Here is a 14413-nt window from a genome sequence, read left to right on the forward strand (position 1 = left end):
AGAGATCACTCGATTCAGGTCTGCGGCGAATGGGACACGGCGGCCCGGCGCAGCGGCATCTCACCGGTGCGCTGGAGGGAGCGGCGTGTCAGCCGTAGATCTGAAGAAACGAGTCCATGCGCGCACCGTACCCGGGCGGCGCACCCCACCGCGCCCCTTTTTCCGCCCCCTGCGAGCGGGTTCAGCCCGCCATAAGCGCCCGCTCAGCGCGCGGCCTTAGGGTCACCCCTGCGACGGGCCGCCCGTTCTCCCCCCTCTCCCGGCGGGCCGTCGCCCTCACGCCCCGCTCCCCGCCCGGCCCCGGGAAATGCCCCGGCCCATTCCTTATCCCGTATCCGCGCCTTTCAGGACTGAATGCGGCGGCATTTCGCCACGGCCCTGCGAGCAGAAGGCCCGCAGACGCGCCAGAACGGCCCAGGATGGCCCACAGGGGCCCGGAAGGGCCGCCGGACAGCAAAAGGGGCCGCTGGACCGTGCGAAACGGTCCAGCGGCCCCTCAGCCGCTCACAAGGTGACGCTCAGGCTTCCTTGCTCAGGTTCGGGCCTCCGCCGGCGGCGGACTCGATCGGCGGGGTGTCCGGCAGTGCCGACTTCTCCTCGCCGCGGAAGGTGAACTTCTTCTCTTCACCCTCGCCCTCGACATCCACGACCACGATGTGGCCCGGACGCAGCTCGCCGAAGAGAATCTTCTCCGACAGCACGTCCTCGATCTCGCGCTGGATGGTCCGGCGCAGCGGCCGGGCGCCCAGCACGGGGTCGTAGCCCCGCTTGGCGAGCAGCTTCTTGGCGTCACCGCTGAGCTCGATGCCCATGTCGCGGTCCTTGAGCCGTTCGTCCACCTTGTCGGTCATGAGGTCGACGATCTGGATGATGTCTTCCTCGGTGAGCTGGTGGAAGACCACGGTGTCGTCGACACGGTTCAGGAACTCGGGGCGGAAGTGCTGCTTCAGCTCCTCGTTGACCTTGTTCTTCATCCGCTCGTAGCCGGTCTTCACATCGCCCTGGGCGGCGAAGCCCAGGTTGAAGCCCTTGGAGATGTCCCGGGTGCCGAGGTTGGTGGTCATGATGATCACCGTGTTCTTGAAGTCCACGACCCGGCCCTGGGAGTCGGTCAGCCGACCGTCCTCCAGGATCTGCAACAGCGAGTTGAAGATATCCGGGTGGGCCTTCTCGACCTCGTCGAAGAGGACCACGGAGAACGGCTTGCGGCGCACCTTCTCGGTGAGCTGGCCGCCCTCCTCGTAACCCACGTATCCGGGCGGGGAGCCGAAGAGCCGCGAGACGGTGTGCTTCTCGCTGAACTCCGACATGTCGAGCGAGATCATCGCGTCCTCGTCGCCGAAGAGGAATTCGGCGAGAGTCTTGCTCAGCTCGGTCTTACCGACACCGGACGGGCCCGCGAAGATGAAGGAGCCGCCGGGGCGCTTCGGGTCCTTGAGGCCCGCACGCGTACGCCGGATGGCCTGGGAGAGCGCCTTGATGGCGTCCTTCTGGCCGATGACGCGCTTGTGCAGCTCGTCTTCCATGCGCAGCAGCCGGGAGGACTCCTCCTCGGTGAGCTTGAAGACCGGGATGCCCGTGGCCGTGGCCAGGACCTCGGCGATCAGCTCCTCGTCGACCTCGGCGACGACATCCATGTCGCCGGCCTTCCACTCCTTCTCCCGCTTCGCCTTCGCGGCCAGGAGCTGCTTCTCCTTGTCGCGCAGGCCCGCGGCCATCTCGAAGTCCTGCGAATCGATCGCGGACTCCTTCTCCCGGCGCACGTCGGCGATCTTCTCGTCGAACTCGCGCAGGTCCGGCGGCGCGGTCATCCGGCGGATCCGCATCCGGGAACCGGCCTCGTCGATCAGGTCGATCGCCTTGTCCGGCAGGAAGCGGTCCGAGATGTAGCGGTCGGCCAGGGTGGCGGCCGCGACCAGGGCCGAGTCCGTGATCGAGACGCGGTGGTGCGCCTCGTAGCGGTCCCGCAGGCCCTTGAGGATCTCGATGGTGTGCGGCAGCGACGGCTCGGCGACCTGGATGGGCTGGAAACGGCGCTCAAGGGCCGCGTCCTTCTCCAGGTACTTGCGGTACTCGTCGAGCGTCGTCGCGCCGATGGTCTGCAGCTCGCCCCGCGCCAGCATCGGCTTGAGGATGCTCGCGGCATCGATCGCGCCCTCGGCGGCGCCCGCACCCACCAGGGTGTGGAGCTCGTCGATGAACAGGATGATGTCGCCGCGGGTGCGGATCTCCTTGAGGACCTTCTTCAGGCGCTCCTCGAAGTCACCGCGGTAGCGGGAGCCGGCGACCAGGGCACCCAGGTCCAGGGTGTAGAGGTGCTTGTCCTTGAGGGTCTCGGGCACCTCGCCCTTGACGATGGCCTGGGCCAGTCCCTCGACGACCGCCGTCTTGCCGACGCCGGGCTCGCCGATGAGGACCGGGTTGTTCTTGGTGCGGCGCGACAGCACCTGCATGACCCGCTCGATCTCCTTCTCGCGCCCGATGACCGGGTCGAGCTTGGATTCGCGGGCGGCCTGCGTGAGGTTGCGGCCGAACTGGTCCAGGACGAGCGAGGTCGAGGGAGTGCCCTCGGCCGGACCGCCGGCGGTGGCGGCCTCCTTGCCCTGGTAGCCGGAGAGCAGCTGGATGACCTGCTGCCGCACCCGGTTCAGATCGGCGCCCAGCTTCACGAGGACCTGGGCGGCGACGCCCTCACCCTCGCGGATCAGGCCGAGCAGGATGTGCTCCGTACCGATGTAGTTGTGACCGAGCTGAAGGGCCTCGCGGAGCGACAGCTCCAGGACCTTCTTGGCACGGGGGGTGAAGGGGATGTGCCCGGACGGGGCCTGCTGGCCCTGACCGATGATCTCCTCCACCTGCTGGCGGACCGCCTCGAGCGAAATCCCGAGGCTCTCCAGGGCCTTAGCGGCGACACCCTCACCCTCGTGGATCAGGCCCAGGAGAATGTGTTCGGTGCCGATGTAGTTGTGGTTGAGCATCCGGGCTTCTTCCTGAGCCAGGACGACAACCCGCCGCGCGCGGTCGGTGAACCTCTCGAACATCGTTAATCGCTCCTCAGAGCGGTCAGAAAGATCGGGGACGATCCCCTCCCTGTCCTTCCGCATGCTAGTCCCGCAACCCGGGACAGCTCATTCCAACTGCCGACAACCGTCCGGATCGGCCCCACTCTCACAGAGCCCACAGCAGATGCCCTCCTGCCCGAACAGCCGACAACTGCTCCAACCCGATGGTGCGAGACGATGTTCCCGCAGGCCAGGCATATACGCCCACCGTCACTACGCCGATGGCGAACGCCCCTTTCTCCCGACACGCGGACCGCCCCTCCCACTAGGGATGTCTTACCCGCAAGGACGGACACTCCATGCCGGGAGGGCCGGTTCCCTCCGCTACGGGCGAACAACCTTGTGCCCGTTCACCACCCCTGCACGCCCCCATCCGATCACGCCGCGCGCTGATACGCCTACGGGACGTAACCTTCGGGGAGGGAGACAGTTTCTCTGGGCATGATCTCCACCGCCGCGGCACCGTGCGGCCGCTCACACGACCGCCCGGCCCCCGGGCCGTGCTCAGGGGAACCGGGCGCACCGGAACAGGGCACACCGGGGTGCGCGCGGTGGTACGAGCGGGAGCTGGGCTGGCCGACGACCGGCAGCGACCCCGTCGAGCTGCTCACGGGGGTGGCATTCGACGTACTGGAGCTGCCGGCCGCCGCCGGTTTCGCGCTGCTGCGGCGCGTACCGCGGACCGGTCCGGTCGCGGTGGAGGGCCCGTGGATGCGGCTGCTGGTGGCCGCGGGCGGCGCCGACGAGCTGCCGGGGCTGCTCGACTGGCTGGAGTGGGGCGGAATCCCGCTCGATCTGACCGCGCTCGGCGCCGGCGGCCGGATCACCGCTCCGTGCCCCTCCGCCTCCTGGCCTCCACCTGTCCGTACGCGGGCCGGGGAACCCGGGGCGCCCGGCGGACGGTGCCCGCAGGAGGCCGCCGTCTGGCTGCGGCCTCCCGAGCCGGAGGGCGGGGTGGAGCCGACGCTGCCGGTGACAGGCTTCGGGGGCGATGGGGGCGCCCCCGATCTCGTGCGGCTCGTGGGTGCGGCGGCCACGGAGTGCCACCGAGCCCGGTTGCTGCGCGCCCGGCCAGTGCCCGGACAGCGGCGAGCCGGGAAAGGGTGACGCGTTCAGCCGTTGGCCTTCTCGTACGCCTCACGAACGGTCGCCGGAACACGGCCGCGGTCATTGACCTCGTAACCGTTCTCCTTCGCCCAAGCGCGAATCTTCGCGGTGTCCTGACCGCCGCCCGACGCCGCACGCGCCTTGCCACGGCCACCGGAAGCACGACCGCCGGTGCGACGGCCGCCCTTGGTGAACGGCTCCAGGGCGTCACGGAGCTTGTCCGCGTTCACCGTGTTGAGGTCGATCTCGTAGCTCTTGCCGTCCAGCGCGAACGTCACGGTCTCGTCCGCCTCGCCGCCGTCGAGGTCGTCGACAAGAAGGACCTGAACCTTCTGTGCCATGGGGTTCCTTTCAGGGGAAACGGGGGGCTCGGGGGCGCGGCGTTAGCCGCTGATGTCTCACCCCCCAGGTAATTACACTACGGGAGAATAGGAAACCGCTTTTCCCGGAAAAACACAAACCCTCCGGGAAGGTTCGACCGATCGACCATGCGGGAAGGCTGATGGAACCCACTGTTCCGGAGCTATGTGATAGGGGCGCGATTCGGACATAGGGCCCGCGATCACAGTTGCAGAAGCATCCGGCTGTTGCCAAGGGTGTTCGGCTTCACCCGTTCGAGACCGAGGAACTCGGCGACGCCCTCGTCATAGGAACGCAGCAGCTCGCTGTAGACATCCCCGTCGACCGGCGTCTCGCCGATCTCCACGAAGCCGTGCTTGGTGAAGAAGTCGACTTCGAAGGTGAGGCAGAAAATGCGCCGCACACCGAGCCAGCGCGCCGTCTGCAACAGCTTGTCGAGCACCAGGTGGCCTACACCACTCCCCTTGTGAGTGGGATCCACCGCGAGAGTACGAACCTCCGCGAGGTCTTCCCACATGACGTGGAGTGCCCCGCAGCCAATGACCTCAGCGTCCTCGTCGCGCTCCGCGACCCAGAACTCCTGGATGTCCTCGTAAAGGGTCACCATGGCTTTGTCGAGCAGGATGCGATCGCTCACGTAGGAGTCGATGAGCCGGCGCACGGCTCGTACATCGCCGGTCCGGGCTCGGCGGACGGTGACTACTTTTGATAGTGCAGAGGACATGGCCGGACGCTATCGCCCCGGCTCATCGCCCCGACTCACCGGGGCTCTCCCCGGGCTCACCGAGTTGTGCGACGCGCATGGCATCCCGCAGTGCGTCTCGCTGCTCTTCGGACATCATCCCGAAGAACGCGACGAGGGCCGCCGCCGGGTTGTCACTGGTTGACCACGCTTCGTTCATCAGTGCGGCCGAGTAGGCGGCCCGGGTGGAGACCGCGGCATATCGATAGGCGCGGCCTTGCACCTCCCTGCGGAGCCAGCCCTTGTGATGGAGGTTGTCCATTACGGTCATGACCGTCGTGTAGGCGATCGAGCGTTCTCGCTGAAGGTCTTCCAGGACTTCTCGGACCGTGACCGGGCGGTTCCACTTCCACACCCGCGTCATGACCGCGTCTTCCAGCTCTCCCAATGGCCGAGGCACATGTGAATAATAGTGGGAGATGTACCGAATGTTGGGGGATGTGTGCGGCGAAAGGCCGCACGCCCCGGGATGCGGGTGCATCCCGGGGCGTGCCGGTGAAGCTGCGGGGGCCGGTGTCAGGACGCGTCGCGGCCCGGTGATGTACCGGCCGACGCCGTGCCGTCCGCCTCGGCGCGGGCGAGCGCCGCGTCCACCAGGTGGTCTTCTTTCGCCTTGTTGGCGCCACCCTGGCTCTTGATGATCGTCACGATCAGGAAGGTGAAGGCCACGGCCATCACCAGGGGCGGCACCAGCGCGGAGACGTAATCCATGGCTATCGGCCTCCTTATGCTCGATGCCCCCAGATTACGCGGCGCCCGCGTCGGCCCCGGCGCCGGGCCTGACCCCGGGACCGCCGATGCCGGGCCGCGCCCCCGGGACGAGGCGGGACTCCTGATCCGGCGGCGGGGAGGGGCGGCGGCGCTTGGGCGGGAAGACCTCGGCGGGCGTCGGCACCGGCCGCTGCGGCCGTCCGGTGCCACGGCCCGGCTCGCGCCGCTTCGGCTCCTCGCGGTCGCCGCGGTCGGGGGCGGGGGTGGGCTTCTTCCCCGGCTCCCGCTTCGGCTCCTCGTCCTTCAGGACCGGCCCGCCCGCCGATCCGGCCGACCCGCTTCCTGTTCCGGTTCCGGTTCCTGTTCCTGTTCCGGTTCCAGCGCCGGCGCCGATGCCGCCCGGCAGGGCGCGCAGCCGGGCCTCCACGGGCCTCGCGCCCGGCGGGACGGCCACGGCGCGCGTCGCGAGCCGGGCGCGCACACAGCGCTCGGCCAGGCGCTCACAGTGGCTCAGCAGCGCGCGGCGGCGCTCGGTCTCGCCGTCCGAGGCGGTGGCCCGGCACAGCGCGCGCAGCGCGGCCAGGTCCTCCGGGAGCGGCTCGTAACCGGCGGCCAGAGCGCCCTCGAGCTGCTCCAGATAGCCGACGGCGGCGCCGGGGAGGGCGGTGCGGTAGCGGGTCAGCTCGTCGAGCAGGAACGCTCGCAGCCGCCCGCCCTCGCGGACCGCCTCGTCCACGGCCTCGGCGAGCCGGAAACAGTCCTGGACCTCCTCCGCCCGGTCCGGGCCGAGGGGGCCGGGGGGAGTGACGGGTTCGGGTTGGAGGGCGATGGCGAGGGCGCGTCGGAGCACACGCAGCTCATCCGCACTGAACGCCATTCCGCCGCGGGATCCATAGGGCGTGGGCATGGGAGGACTTTAAGTGCTAAGCGGACAAATTTCGCTGAGCGGCGGGCGGTGCGGCGCGTTGCGGACGCGGCCATTCGGCGGTGGCGGCCCGGGTGCGGGACCGCCTTCGCATCGGCGTCCGCCCGGCCCCGGGCAGACGGCTCCGCCGGAGCGAACGGGCTCCGGTCGGGCGCACTCCGCTTGTCGGTGCCGAATTCGGCGCGACGGCATTCCTCGACTACGCCTCGGCAGTCGGTGGAGTGGACTCACCGGCCGTGCCGAATGAACAGTGCGCGGAATTCGTTTCGTAATGCCGCCAATACTGCCGAGTTCGCAGGTGAACGGTGTTTTCGCGGAGCGATCAGGCGTGATCGGGCGCGATCAGGCGCCGATGAACGCGATCCGCGCCGATCAGCCGCGCGCGACGTTGCGCTCGTAGACCAGCCGCAGACCGATGAGGGTGAGCCAGGGCTCGTGTTCGTCGATCACCGAGGCCTCGCCCAGCACCATCGGGGCGAGACCGCCGGTGGCGATGACCGTCACGTCCTCGGGGTCCTGGGACAGCTCGCGCGCCATGCGCCGGACGATTCCGTCGACCTGGCCCGCGAAGCCGTACAGGATGCCGGACTGCATGGCCTCCACGGTGTTCTTGCCGATCACGCTGCGCGGGCGGGCCAGCTCGATCTTGCGCAGCTGCGCACCCCGCACGCCCAGCGCCTCGACCGAGATCTCGATACCGGGCGCGATCACCCCGCCCACGTACTCGCCGCGCGAGCTGACCGCGTCGAAGGTGGTCGCGGTGCCGAAGTCGACGACCACGCACGGGCCCTCGTACAGCTCGACGGCCGCCAGCGCGTTGATGATCCGGTCCGCGCCGACCTCCTTCGGGTTGTCCATCAGGATCGGCACGCCGGTCTTCACGCCCGGCTCGACCAGGACGGACGGCACATCGCCGTAGTAGCGGCGGGTGACCTCGCGCAGCTCGTGCAGGACGGAGGGGACGGTGGAGCAGATCGAGATGCCCTCGATGCCGTCGCCCAGCTCCTCGCCGAGCAGCGGATGCATCCCCATCAGGCCCTGCAGCAGGACGGCGAGTTCGTCGGCGGTGCGGCGGGCGTCGGTGGAGATCCGCCAGTGCTCGACGATCTCGTCCCCGTCGAAGAGGCCGAGGACGGTGTGAGTGTTTCCGACGTCGATGGTCAGCAGCATGGGTCAGCTCGCCTCGGCGTCGCGCAGGTCCAGGCCGATGTCCAGGATCGGGGACGAGTGGGTGAGCGCGCCGACCGCCAGGTAGTCGACGCCGGTCTCGGCGTACGTACGGGCGTTGGCGAGCGTCAGGCGGCCCGAGGACTCCAGCGCGGCCCGGCCCGCGACCAGTCCGACCGCCTCGCGGGTGCGCTCCGGGGTGAAGTTGTCCAGCAGGATCAGGTCCGCGCCCGCCTCCAGGACCGGCGGGATCTGGTCCAGGGTGTCGACCTCCACCTCGATCGGCAGGTCCGGGAACTCGGCCCGTACGGCGCTGAACGCCTGCGCCACACCGCCCGCGGCGACCACGTGGTTGTCCTTGACGAGCGCCGCGTCCGACAGCGACATGCGGTGGTTGACGCCACCGCCGCAGCGCACCGCGTACTTCTCCAGGGCGCGCAGCCCCGGCGTCGTCTTGCGGGTGTCGCGCACCTTCGCCTTCGTCCCCTCCAGGGCGTCCGCCCAGGCACGGGTCGCGGTCGCGATGCCGGACAGACGGCACAGCAGGTTGAGCGCGCTGCGCTCGCCGGTGAGCAGGTCGCGGGTGCGGGTGCGGACGCTCAGCAGCCGCTGGCCGGGCTCCACCCGGTCACCGTCCTCCACATGGCGCTCGACCTCGAACTCGTCCGTACAGACGACGGACAGGATCGCCTCGGCGATCCGCAGCCCGGCCACGGTGCCCGCCTCACGGGCCGTGAAGTCGGCGGTGGCGAAGGCGTCCTCGGGGACGGTGGCGACGGTCGTCACGTCCACGCCCTGGTCGAGGTCCTCCTCGATCGCCATGTGCGCGATGTCCTCGACCTGGACGGGGTCGAGCCCGGCGTCGGCCAGCAGCTGGGCCAGGTCGGGGTCGAGGCCGCACTCCATCGGGTCGAGCCCGTACGCGCCGTCGTCGGCGCCGCCGCCGCAGCCGCAGGAGCTGCCGCAGCCGCCGCCCTCGCCGCCGCCGTCCGGAAGGCCGATCTGGAGCAGCGGAAGGGCCTGTGGGGGGCTCTGCTGGCGGTCGTCGGAGGTGCTGCTCACGGGTGGGACTCCGTCTCGGGTCGGGTGGTGGGTGACGGGAACGCCGCAGAGTCCGTCGTACGGACGCCGAGCGAGCCGTCGGGGCCGAGGGTGACCAGGAGGTGGCGCTGCCACGCCGCGTCGTCCCGGTCGGGGCGGTCCTCCCGCCAGTGGCAGCCGCGGGTCTCTTCGCGCCGGAGCGCGGCGGCCACCAGGACCCGGGCGACGAGGAGGAGGTTCGTCGCCTCCCAGGTCTCGACGCCGGGCTCGGCCGTCTTGCCGTCGCGGTGCAGGGTCTCGACGGCGTCGCCTTGGACGCGGTCGAGCTGCCCGGCGGCCCGGGCGAGGCTTTCGGCGGAGCGCAGGACTCCGGCGCCGGTGGTCATGATGCGCTGGACGGCGTACCGGGCTTCGGGGGCGAGCAGGGCCCCTCCCCCGCCCTGCCCCGGCCCTGGCGCCGCGTTCTGGGGCGCGCTCGCCGGTATGGAGGGCCGCTCGGCGATGTCCGCCGCTATGCGCTCGGCGAAGACCAGGCCCTCCAGCAGCGAGTTGGACGCCAGCCGGTTCGCGCCGTGCACGCCCGTGCAGGCCGTCTCCCCGCACGCGTACAGCCCCGGCACCGTCGTCCGCCCCCGCTGGTCCGTCCACACCCCGCCGCTGGCGTAGTGCGCGGCGGGGGCCACCGGGATCGGCTGGGTGACCGGGTCGATGCCGTGGGACCGGCAGGCGGCCAGGATCGTCGGGAAGCGGTGCTCCCACATCCGGGCGCCGAAGTGGCGGGCGTCCAGGTACATGTGCTCGGCGCCCCGCTCGCGCATCCGCCGCATGATGCCCTTGGCCACGATGTCACGGGGCGCCAGCTCGGCCAGCTCGTGCTGGCCCACCATGAAGCGCACCCCGTCCGCGTCCACCAGATACGCGCCCTCGCCGCGCACCGCCTCGGAGACCAGCGGCTGCTGCCCCTCGGCCTCCGGGCCGAGCCACAGCACCGTGGGGTGGAACTGGACGAACTCCAGGTCGCTCACCTCCGCCCCGGCGCGCAGCGCGAGGGCGACGCCGTCGCCCGTGGAGACGGCGGGGTTGGTGGTGGCGGAGAAGACCTGGCCCATGCCGCCCGTCGCGAGGACGACCGCGCGCGCGTGGACCGCGCCCACGCCGTCCCGCGCGCCCTCGCCCATGACGTGCAGGGTGACGCCCGCGGCGCGGCCGGAGGCGTCCTTGAGGAGGTCGAGCACCAGGGCGTTCTCGACGGTGTCGATCCCGGCCTCGCGCACCGCGCCGACCAGGGCGCGGGAGATCTCCGCGCCGGTCGCGTCGCCGCCCGCGTGGGCGATGCGGCTGCGGTGGTGGCCGCCCTCGCGGGTCAGCAGGATCTCGCCGGTGTCGTCGTCGGCGTCGAAGCGGGCACCGGTGGCGATGAGCCGCCGCACGGCGTCGGGGCCCTCGGTGACCAGCATCCGCACGGCCTGCTCGTCACACAGCCCGGCGCCCGCGACGAGCGTGTCGTCGAGGTGCTGGGCGGGGGTGTCGCCCTCGCCGAGGGCGGCGGCTATGCCGCCCTGGGCCCAGCGCGTGGAGCCGTCGTCGAGCCGGGCCTTGGTGACGACGGTGACCTTCGCCCCGGCGGCCGCGCAGCGCAGCGCCACGGTCAGGCCCGCGACGCCCGAGCCGACGACCACGACGTCGGCCTCGGTGGCCCAGCCGGGCGCGGGGGCGCGCAGGGCCGGGCGGTTCAGCGGTTCGCTCATCGGTTCGCTCATCGGTTCGCTCATCGGTTCGCTCCGAACCACAGCCGGATGTTGTCGATCAGCCGCGTGGAGCCGACCTTGGCGGCGACGGCCAGGATCGCCTCGCCGGTGTGGTCCTCGGGGGCCTCGGTGAAGTCCTCCGGGGCGATCAGGCCGAGGTAGTCGAGGACGAGCGGGGGTTCGAGGAGGGCCGCCTCCGCCAGCACGGCGCTCGCGGCGTCCCGTACGGCGCCGGGCGAGCCGACCCGGACGAGGCCGCCCGCGTCCCCGCCTGTGGCGCTCTCGGCGCTTCCGGTGGACCGCGCCGCCGACAGCCCCGCGTCACGCCCCGCGAAGAGCGCCCTGGGCAGGGCCAGCGCGGTGGCCCGCTCCCGCGCCGAGAGGTAGCGGTTACGGCTGGAGAGGGCCAGCCCGTCGCCCTCCCGGACGGTGGGGACGCCGACGATCTCCGCCGGGAAGTCCAGGTCCCGCACCATCCGGCGGACCAGGGCGAGCTGCTGCGCGTCCTTCTCGCCGAAGAAGGCGACGTCCGGGCGGGTGAGGTGGAGCAACTTGGCGACGACGGTGAGCATCCCGTCGAAGTGGCCGGGCCGGGAGGCGCCCTCGTAGCCCGCGCCCATGGACCCGGCGGCCATCCGTATGCGCGGCTCGCCGCTGCCGTACACCTCCTCGGCCGAGGGGGCGAAGACGATGTCCGCCCCGGCGGCGGCCGCGACCTCCAGGTCGGCGTCGAGCGTGCGCGGATAGCGGTCCAGGTCCTCGCCCGCGCCGAACTGCAGCGGGTTGACGAAGACGGTGACGGTGACCAGGCCCTTGGCGCCGACCCGGGCGCGCGCGGCGCGGATCAGCGCGGCGTGCCCGTCGTGCAGCGCGCCCATGGTCATGACGACGGCCGTACGCCCCGGCACGGCGAAGTGCGCCAGCGCCGCGTCGAAGTCCGTGCGACGCCCGAACAGCTCCACATCCGGCTCCCCGGGACTCGGCTTGGTCCACAGCTTCGGGCTCACGATCCCGCTCCTCCCCGGCCCCGGGCGTCCGAGATGTCCGACAGCACGCCCAGCAGGTTCTCCGCCAGCTCCGGCTTGAGCGTCCCGTGGGCGAGCGCCCGGTCCGCCGTGGCACGGGCCATGGCGAGATATCCGGCGACGGCCTGCGGTGCGTGCCGCCGCAGCTCCTGGACGTGCGCGGCGACCGTGCCCGCGTCGCCGCGCGCCACCGGGCCGGTGAGCGCGGCGTCGCCGCTGCGCAGCGAGTTGTCGAGGGCGGCGCCGAGCAGCGGGCCGAGCATCCGGTCGGGCGCCTCGACCCCGGAGGCGCGCAGCAGCTCCATGGACTGGGCGACCAGGGTGACCAGGTGGTTGGCGCCGATGGCGAGGGCCGCGTGATACAGCGGACGGGACTCCTCCGCGACCCACTCGGGCTCGCCGCCCATCTCGATGACCAGCGCCTCGGCCGCCAGCCGCAGCTCCTCGGGGGCGGTGACGCCGAAGGAGCAGCCCGCGAGCCGCTGAACGTCGACCGGGGTGCCGGTAAAAGTCATCACGGGGTGCAGCGCGAGCGGCAGCGCACCGGCCCGCAGGGCGGGCTCCAGCACGGCGGTGCCGTAGCGGCCGGAGGTGTGCACCATCAGCTGGCCGGGGCGCACCGCGCCGGTCTCGGCGAGGCCCTGGACCAGCTCGGGCAGGGCGTCGTCGGGGACGGTGAGCAGCACCAGCTCGGCCCGCGCCAGCACTTCGGCGGGCGGGACGATCGGGACCTCGGGGAGCAGGGCGGCGGCCCGGCTCACGGAGGCGTCGGAGACGCCGGAGGCGGCGACGGGCCGGTGCCCGGCCAGCCGCAGCGAGGCGGCGAGCGCCGGACCGACACGACCGGCGCCGACCACGCCGACGGTGAGCCGGGCCGGGCGGTCCTGCGGCTCGGGAAGTGGTTGTGCGTTCACGCGACTGCGGCCTTCCGTTCCAGTCCTCAGGGGGTACCGGACGATTCCCCGCCATGCTACGCGAGTGTCCCCGAGGGGCCGGGGGTGTACCAGGCCTGTGGATAACCGGCCTGTGGATAACTCCGGGGGTGACCTGGCCGTGGGTCATCATCGGGTCATGGCAGACATCGCGGATGCGGGGGGAAGTGGTGGATGTGACGGACGCGGCTGACATGACGGAGGCGGCGGAAGCGGTGGATGTGGCAGGTGCGGCGGATGCCGCGGATGTGGCGGATGCCGCCGAGCAGGCCGCGCGGGAGCGCAGGCTCGCGGCCTGGCACGGCTCCGCGCGGATGCTCGCTCGGGGCCCGCTGGAGCGGCGGATCGGTGAGCGGCTGGCGGACCTGACCGCCGCCGCCCCGGGCCTCGACGGCGCCCTCGGCGACTGGGTGGACATGTACGGGGACGGGGTGGTCGAGAAGCTGGAGCGGCGGGTCGCCGACCTGCTCGGCATGGAGGCCGCGGCCTTCTTCCCCACCGGCACCATGGCCCAGCAGGTCGCCCTGCGCGCCTGGGCCGGGCGCACCGGCAATCCGGTGGTGGCCGTCCATCCGCTGGCCCATCTGGAAGTGCACGAGCGCGACGCGTATCTGACGGTGAGCGGGCTGCGCGCGGTGCGGCCGACCAGCGCGCCCCGGCTGCCCACCGCCGCGGAGATCCGCGACCTGGAGGAGCCGTTCGGCACCCTCGCCCTCGAACTGCCGCTGCGCGACGCGGGCTATGTGCTGCCGGAGTGGGACGACTTGGTCGCCGTCGTGGAGGCCGCCCGGGAGCGGGAGGCCGTGGTCCATTTCGACGGGGCCCGGCTGTGGGAGTGCACCACGCACTTCGGGCGCGGACTCCCGGAGATCGCCGCCCTCGCGGACACGGTGTATGTGTCCTTCTACAAGTCGCTCGACGGCATCGCGGGGGCCGCGCTCGCGGGCCCGGAGACGTTGATCGCCGAGGCCACGGCCTGGCGCCACCGGTACGGCGGCCAGATCTTCCAGCAGTGGCCCACGGCGCTCGCCGCCCTGGCCGGGCTGGACCGCGAACTGCCCCGGCTGCCGTCGTATGTGGCCCATGCGGCCGTCGTGGCGCGGGCGATGCGCGAGGCGTTCGCGGAAGCCGGGGTGGCCTGGTTCCGGGTGCGGCCGGAGGCGCCGCACACCCATCAGTTCCAGGTCTGGCTGCCGTATCCGGCGCGAGTGCTGGACGAGGCGGGCATACGGCTGGCCGAGGAGACCCGCACGACGCTGTTCCGGCGCTGGTGGGAGGAGGGACCGCCGGGCCTGGCCGTCTCCGAGGTCACGGTGGCCGCACCCGCGCTGGACTGGACGGCGGAGGACGTGAAGGAGGCGGTCACGGCATTCCTGACCCGAGTGCGGGCGGTCCTGGCCGAGGACGACACGGCCAACACCTGACTACCGAGCCCGGCCCGGCTGACGTGCCGCACGCGCTGCTTGGCGCGCAGGCCGGGCGGGCTGGCACGAGGACGGCTCCGCGGCCGGGCGGACGGGCACATCCCCGCCCGGCGGCGCGCCAACAGGCGGGCGAGCGCGGCGGCTGGTGGGCTGGCGGCCTCGGCCGCGC

At 71.8% G+C, this 14413-nt stretch carries 13 protein-coding genes; 2 read left to right on the forward strand and 11 right to left on the reverse strand.

The features are described from left to right. Positions 1-518 precede the first annotated feature (518 nt). Positions 519-3041: an ATP-dependent Clp protease ATP-binding subunit gene (locus ACWC5C_RS07395; protein ID WP_450874510.1), complete on the reverse strand. Its 2523-nt coding sequence runs from the start codon at positions 3039-3041 to the stop codon at positions 519-521. A gap of 462 nt (positions 3042-3503) precedes the next feature. On the opposite strand from ACWC5C_RS07395, the gene ACWC5C_RS07400 reads away from it, so the two are divergent. Further along, complete coding sequence (locus ACWC5C_RS07400) at positions 3504-4169, forward strand: SCO3374 family protein (protein WP_450874511.1); 666 nt, start codon at positions 3504-3506, stop codon at positions 4167-4169. A gap of 5 nt (positions 4170-4174) precedes the next feature. On the opposite strand, the gene ACWC5C_RS07405 is transcribed toward ACWC5C_RS07400, so the two are convergent. The 10 genes from ACWC5C_RS07405 to ACWC5C_RS07450 all read right to left on the reverse strand — a co-directional run bounded on the left by ACWC5C_RS07405 (position 4175) and on the right by ACWC5C_RS07450 (position 12802). Then, a complete protein-coding gene (locus ACWC5C_RS07405; RefSeq protein WP_450874512.1) occupies positions 4175-4510 on the reverse strand; it encodes a histone-like nucleoid-structuring protein Lsr2 in 336 nt (111 codons plus the stop codon). Between the two features lie 221 nt (positions 4511-4731). Continuing rightward, entirely contained in the window at positions 4732-5253 is a 522-nt protein-coding gene (locus ACWC5C_RS07410; RefSeq protein ID WP_450874513.1) for an amino-acid N-acetyltransferase, read from the reverse strand. Between the two features lie 22 nt (positions 5254-5275). After that, positions 5276-5671, reverse strand: a complete 396-nt coding sequence (locus ACWC5C_RS07415) for a BlaI/MecI/CopY family transcriptional regulator (RefSeq protein WP_009716896.1) — start codon at positions 5669-5671, stop codon at positions 5276-5278. 116 nt (positions 5672-5787) lie between these two features. Next, positions 5788-5982 (reverse strand): hypothetical protein, encoded by a 195-nt coding sequence (locus ACWC5C_RS07420; protein WP_385436358.1) that lies wholly within the window; start codon positions 5980-5982, stop codon positions 5788-5790. A 34-nt stretch (positions 5983-6016) separates the two neighbouring features. Beyond that, positions 6017-6889: a hypothetical protein gene (locus tag ACWC5C_RS07425; protein WP_450874514.1), complete on the reverse strand. Its 873-nt coding sequence runs from the start codon at positions 6887-6889 to the stop codon at positions 6017-6019. A gap of 390 nt (positions 6890-7279) precedes the next feature. After that, entirely contained in the window at positions 7280-8077 is a 798-nt protein-coding gene (locus tag ACWC5C_RS07430) for a type III pantothenate kinase (protein WP_385436356.1), read from the reverse strand. A gap of 3 nt (positions 8078-8080) precedes the next feature. Continuing rightward, complete coding sequence (gene nadC / locus ACWC5C_RS07435) at positions 8081-9136, reverse strand: carboxylating nicotinate-nucleotide diphosphorylase (RefSeq protein ID WP_450874515.1); 1056 nt, start codon at positions 9134-9136, stop codon at positions 8081-8083. Further along, positions 9133-10875, reverse strand: coding sequence for an L-aspartate oxidase (locus ACWC5C_RS07440; RefSeq protein ID WP_450874516.1), 1743 nt, complete (start codon positions 10873-10875; stop codon positions 9133-9135). The genes nadC and ACWC5C_RS07440 overlap by 4 nt, the downstream gene beginning before the upstream one ends. Before the next feature lie 8 nt (positions 10876-10883). Continuing rightward, positions 10884-11870 carry a pantoate--beta-alanine ligase gene (gene panC, locus ACWC5C_RS07445; protein WP_450874517.1) on the reverse strand — a complete coding sequence of 329 codons (987 nt, stop codon included), beginning with the start codon at positions 11868-11870 and terminating at the stop codon, positions 10884-10886. Further along, positions 11867-12802, reverse strand: a complete 936-nt coding sequence (locus ACWC5C_RS07450; RefSeq protein ID WP_450874518.1) for a Rossmann-like and DUF2520 domain-containing protein — start codon at positions 12800-12802, stop codon at positions 11867-11869. The genes panC and ACWC5C_RS07450 overlap by 4 nt, the downstream gene beginning before the upstream one ends. 212 nt (positions 12803-13014) lie before the next feature. Between ACWC5C_RS07450 and ACWC5C_RS07455 the strand changes: the two genes are divergently transcribed. Further along, a complete protein-coding gene (locus ACWC5C_RS07455; protein WP_450874713.1) occupies positions 13015-14244 on the forward strand; it encodes a threonine aldolase family protein in 1230 nt (409 codons plus the stop codon). The last annotated feature ends 169 nt before the right edge of the window (positions 14245-14413 follow it).

This window comes from Streptomyces sp. NPDC001700, assembly GCF_053596435.1.

Excerpts from the sequence above, each read along its gene's own strand:
- ACWC5C_RS07410 (WP_450874513.1), bottom strand. The coding sequence starts at position 5,253 with ATGTCCTCTGCACTATCAAAAGTAGTCACCGTCCGCCGAGCCCGGACC.
- ACWC5C_RS07420 (WP_385436358.1), bottom strand. The coding sequence starts at position 5,982 with ATGGATTACGTCTCCGCGCTGGTGCCGCCCCTGGTGATGGCCGTGGCC.
- ACWC5C_RS07405 (WP_450874512.1), bottom strand. The coding sequence starts at position 4,510 with ATGGCACAGAAGGTTCAGGTCCTTCTTGTCGACGACCTCGACGGCGGC.
- ACWC5C_RS07400 (WP_450874511.1), top strand. The coding sequence starts at position 3,504 with ATGATCTCCACCGCCGCGGCACCGTGCGGCCGCTCACACGACCGCCCG.
- ACWC5C_RS07455 (WP_450874713.1), top strand. The coding sequence starts at position 13,015 with ATGACGGAGGCGGCGGAAGCGGTGGATGTGGCAGGTGCGGCGGATGCC.
- ACWC5C_RS07440 (WP_450874516.1), bottom strand. The coding sequence starts at position 10,875 with ATGAGCGAACCGATGAGCGAACCGCTGAACCGCCCGGCCCTGCGCGCC.
- ACWC5C_RS07395 (WP_450874510.1), bottom strand. The coding sequence starts at position 3,041 with ATGTTCGAGAGGTTCACCGACCGCGCGCGGCGGGTTGTCGTCCTGGCT.
- ACWC5C_RS07430 (WP_385436356.1), bottom strand. The coding sequence starts at position 8,077 with ATGCTGCTGACCATCGACGTCGGAAACACTCACACCGTCCTCGGCCTC.
- ACWC5C_RS07425 (WP_450874514.1), bottom strand. The coding sequence starts at position 6,889 with ATGCCCACGCCCTATGGATCCCGCGGCGGAATGGCGTTCAGTGCGGAT.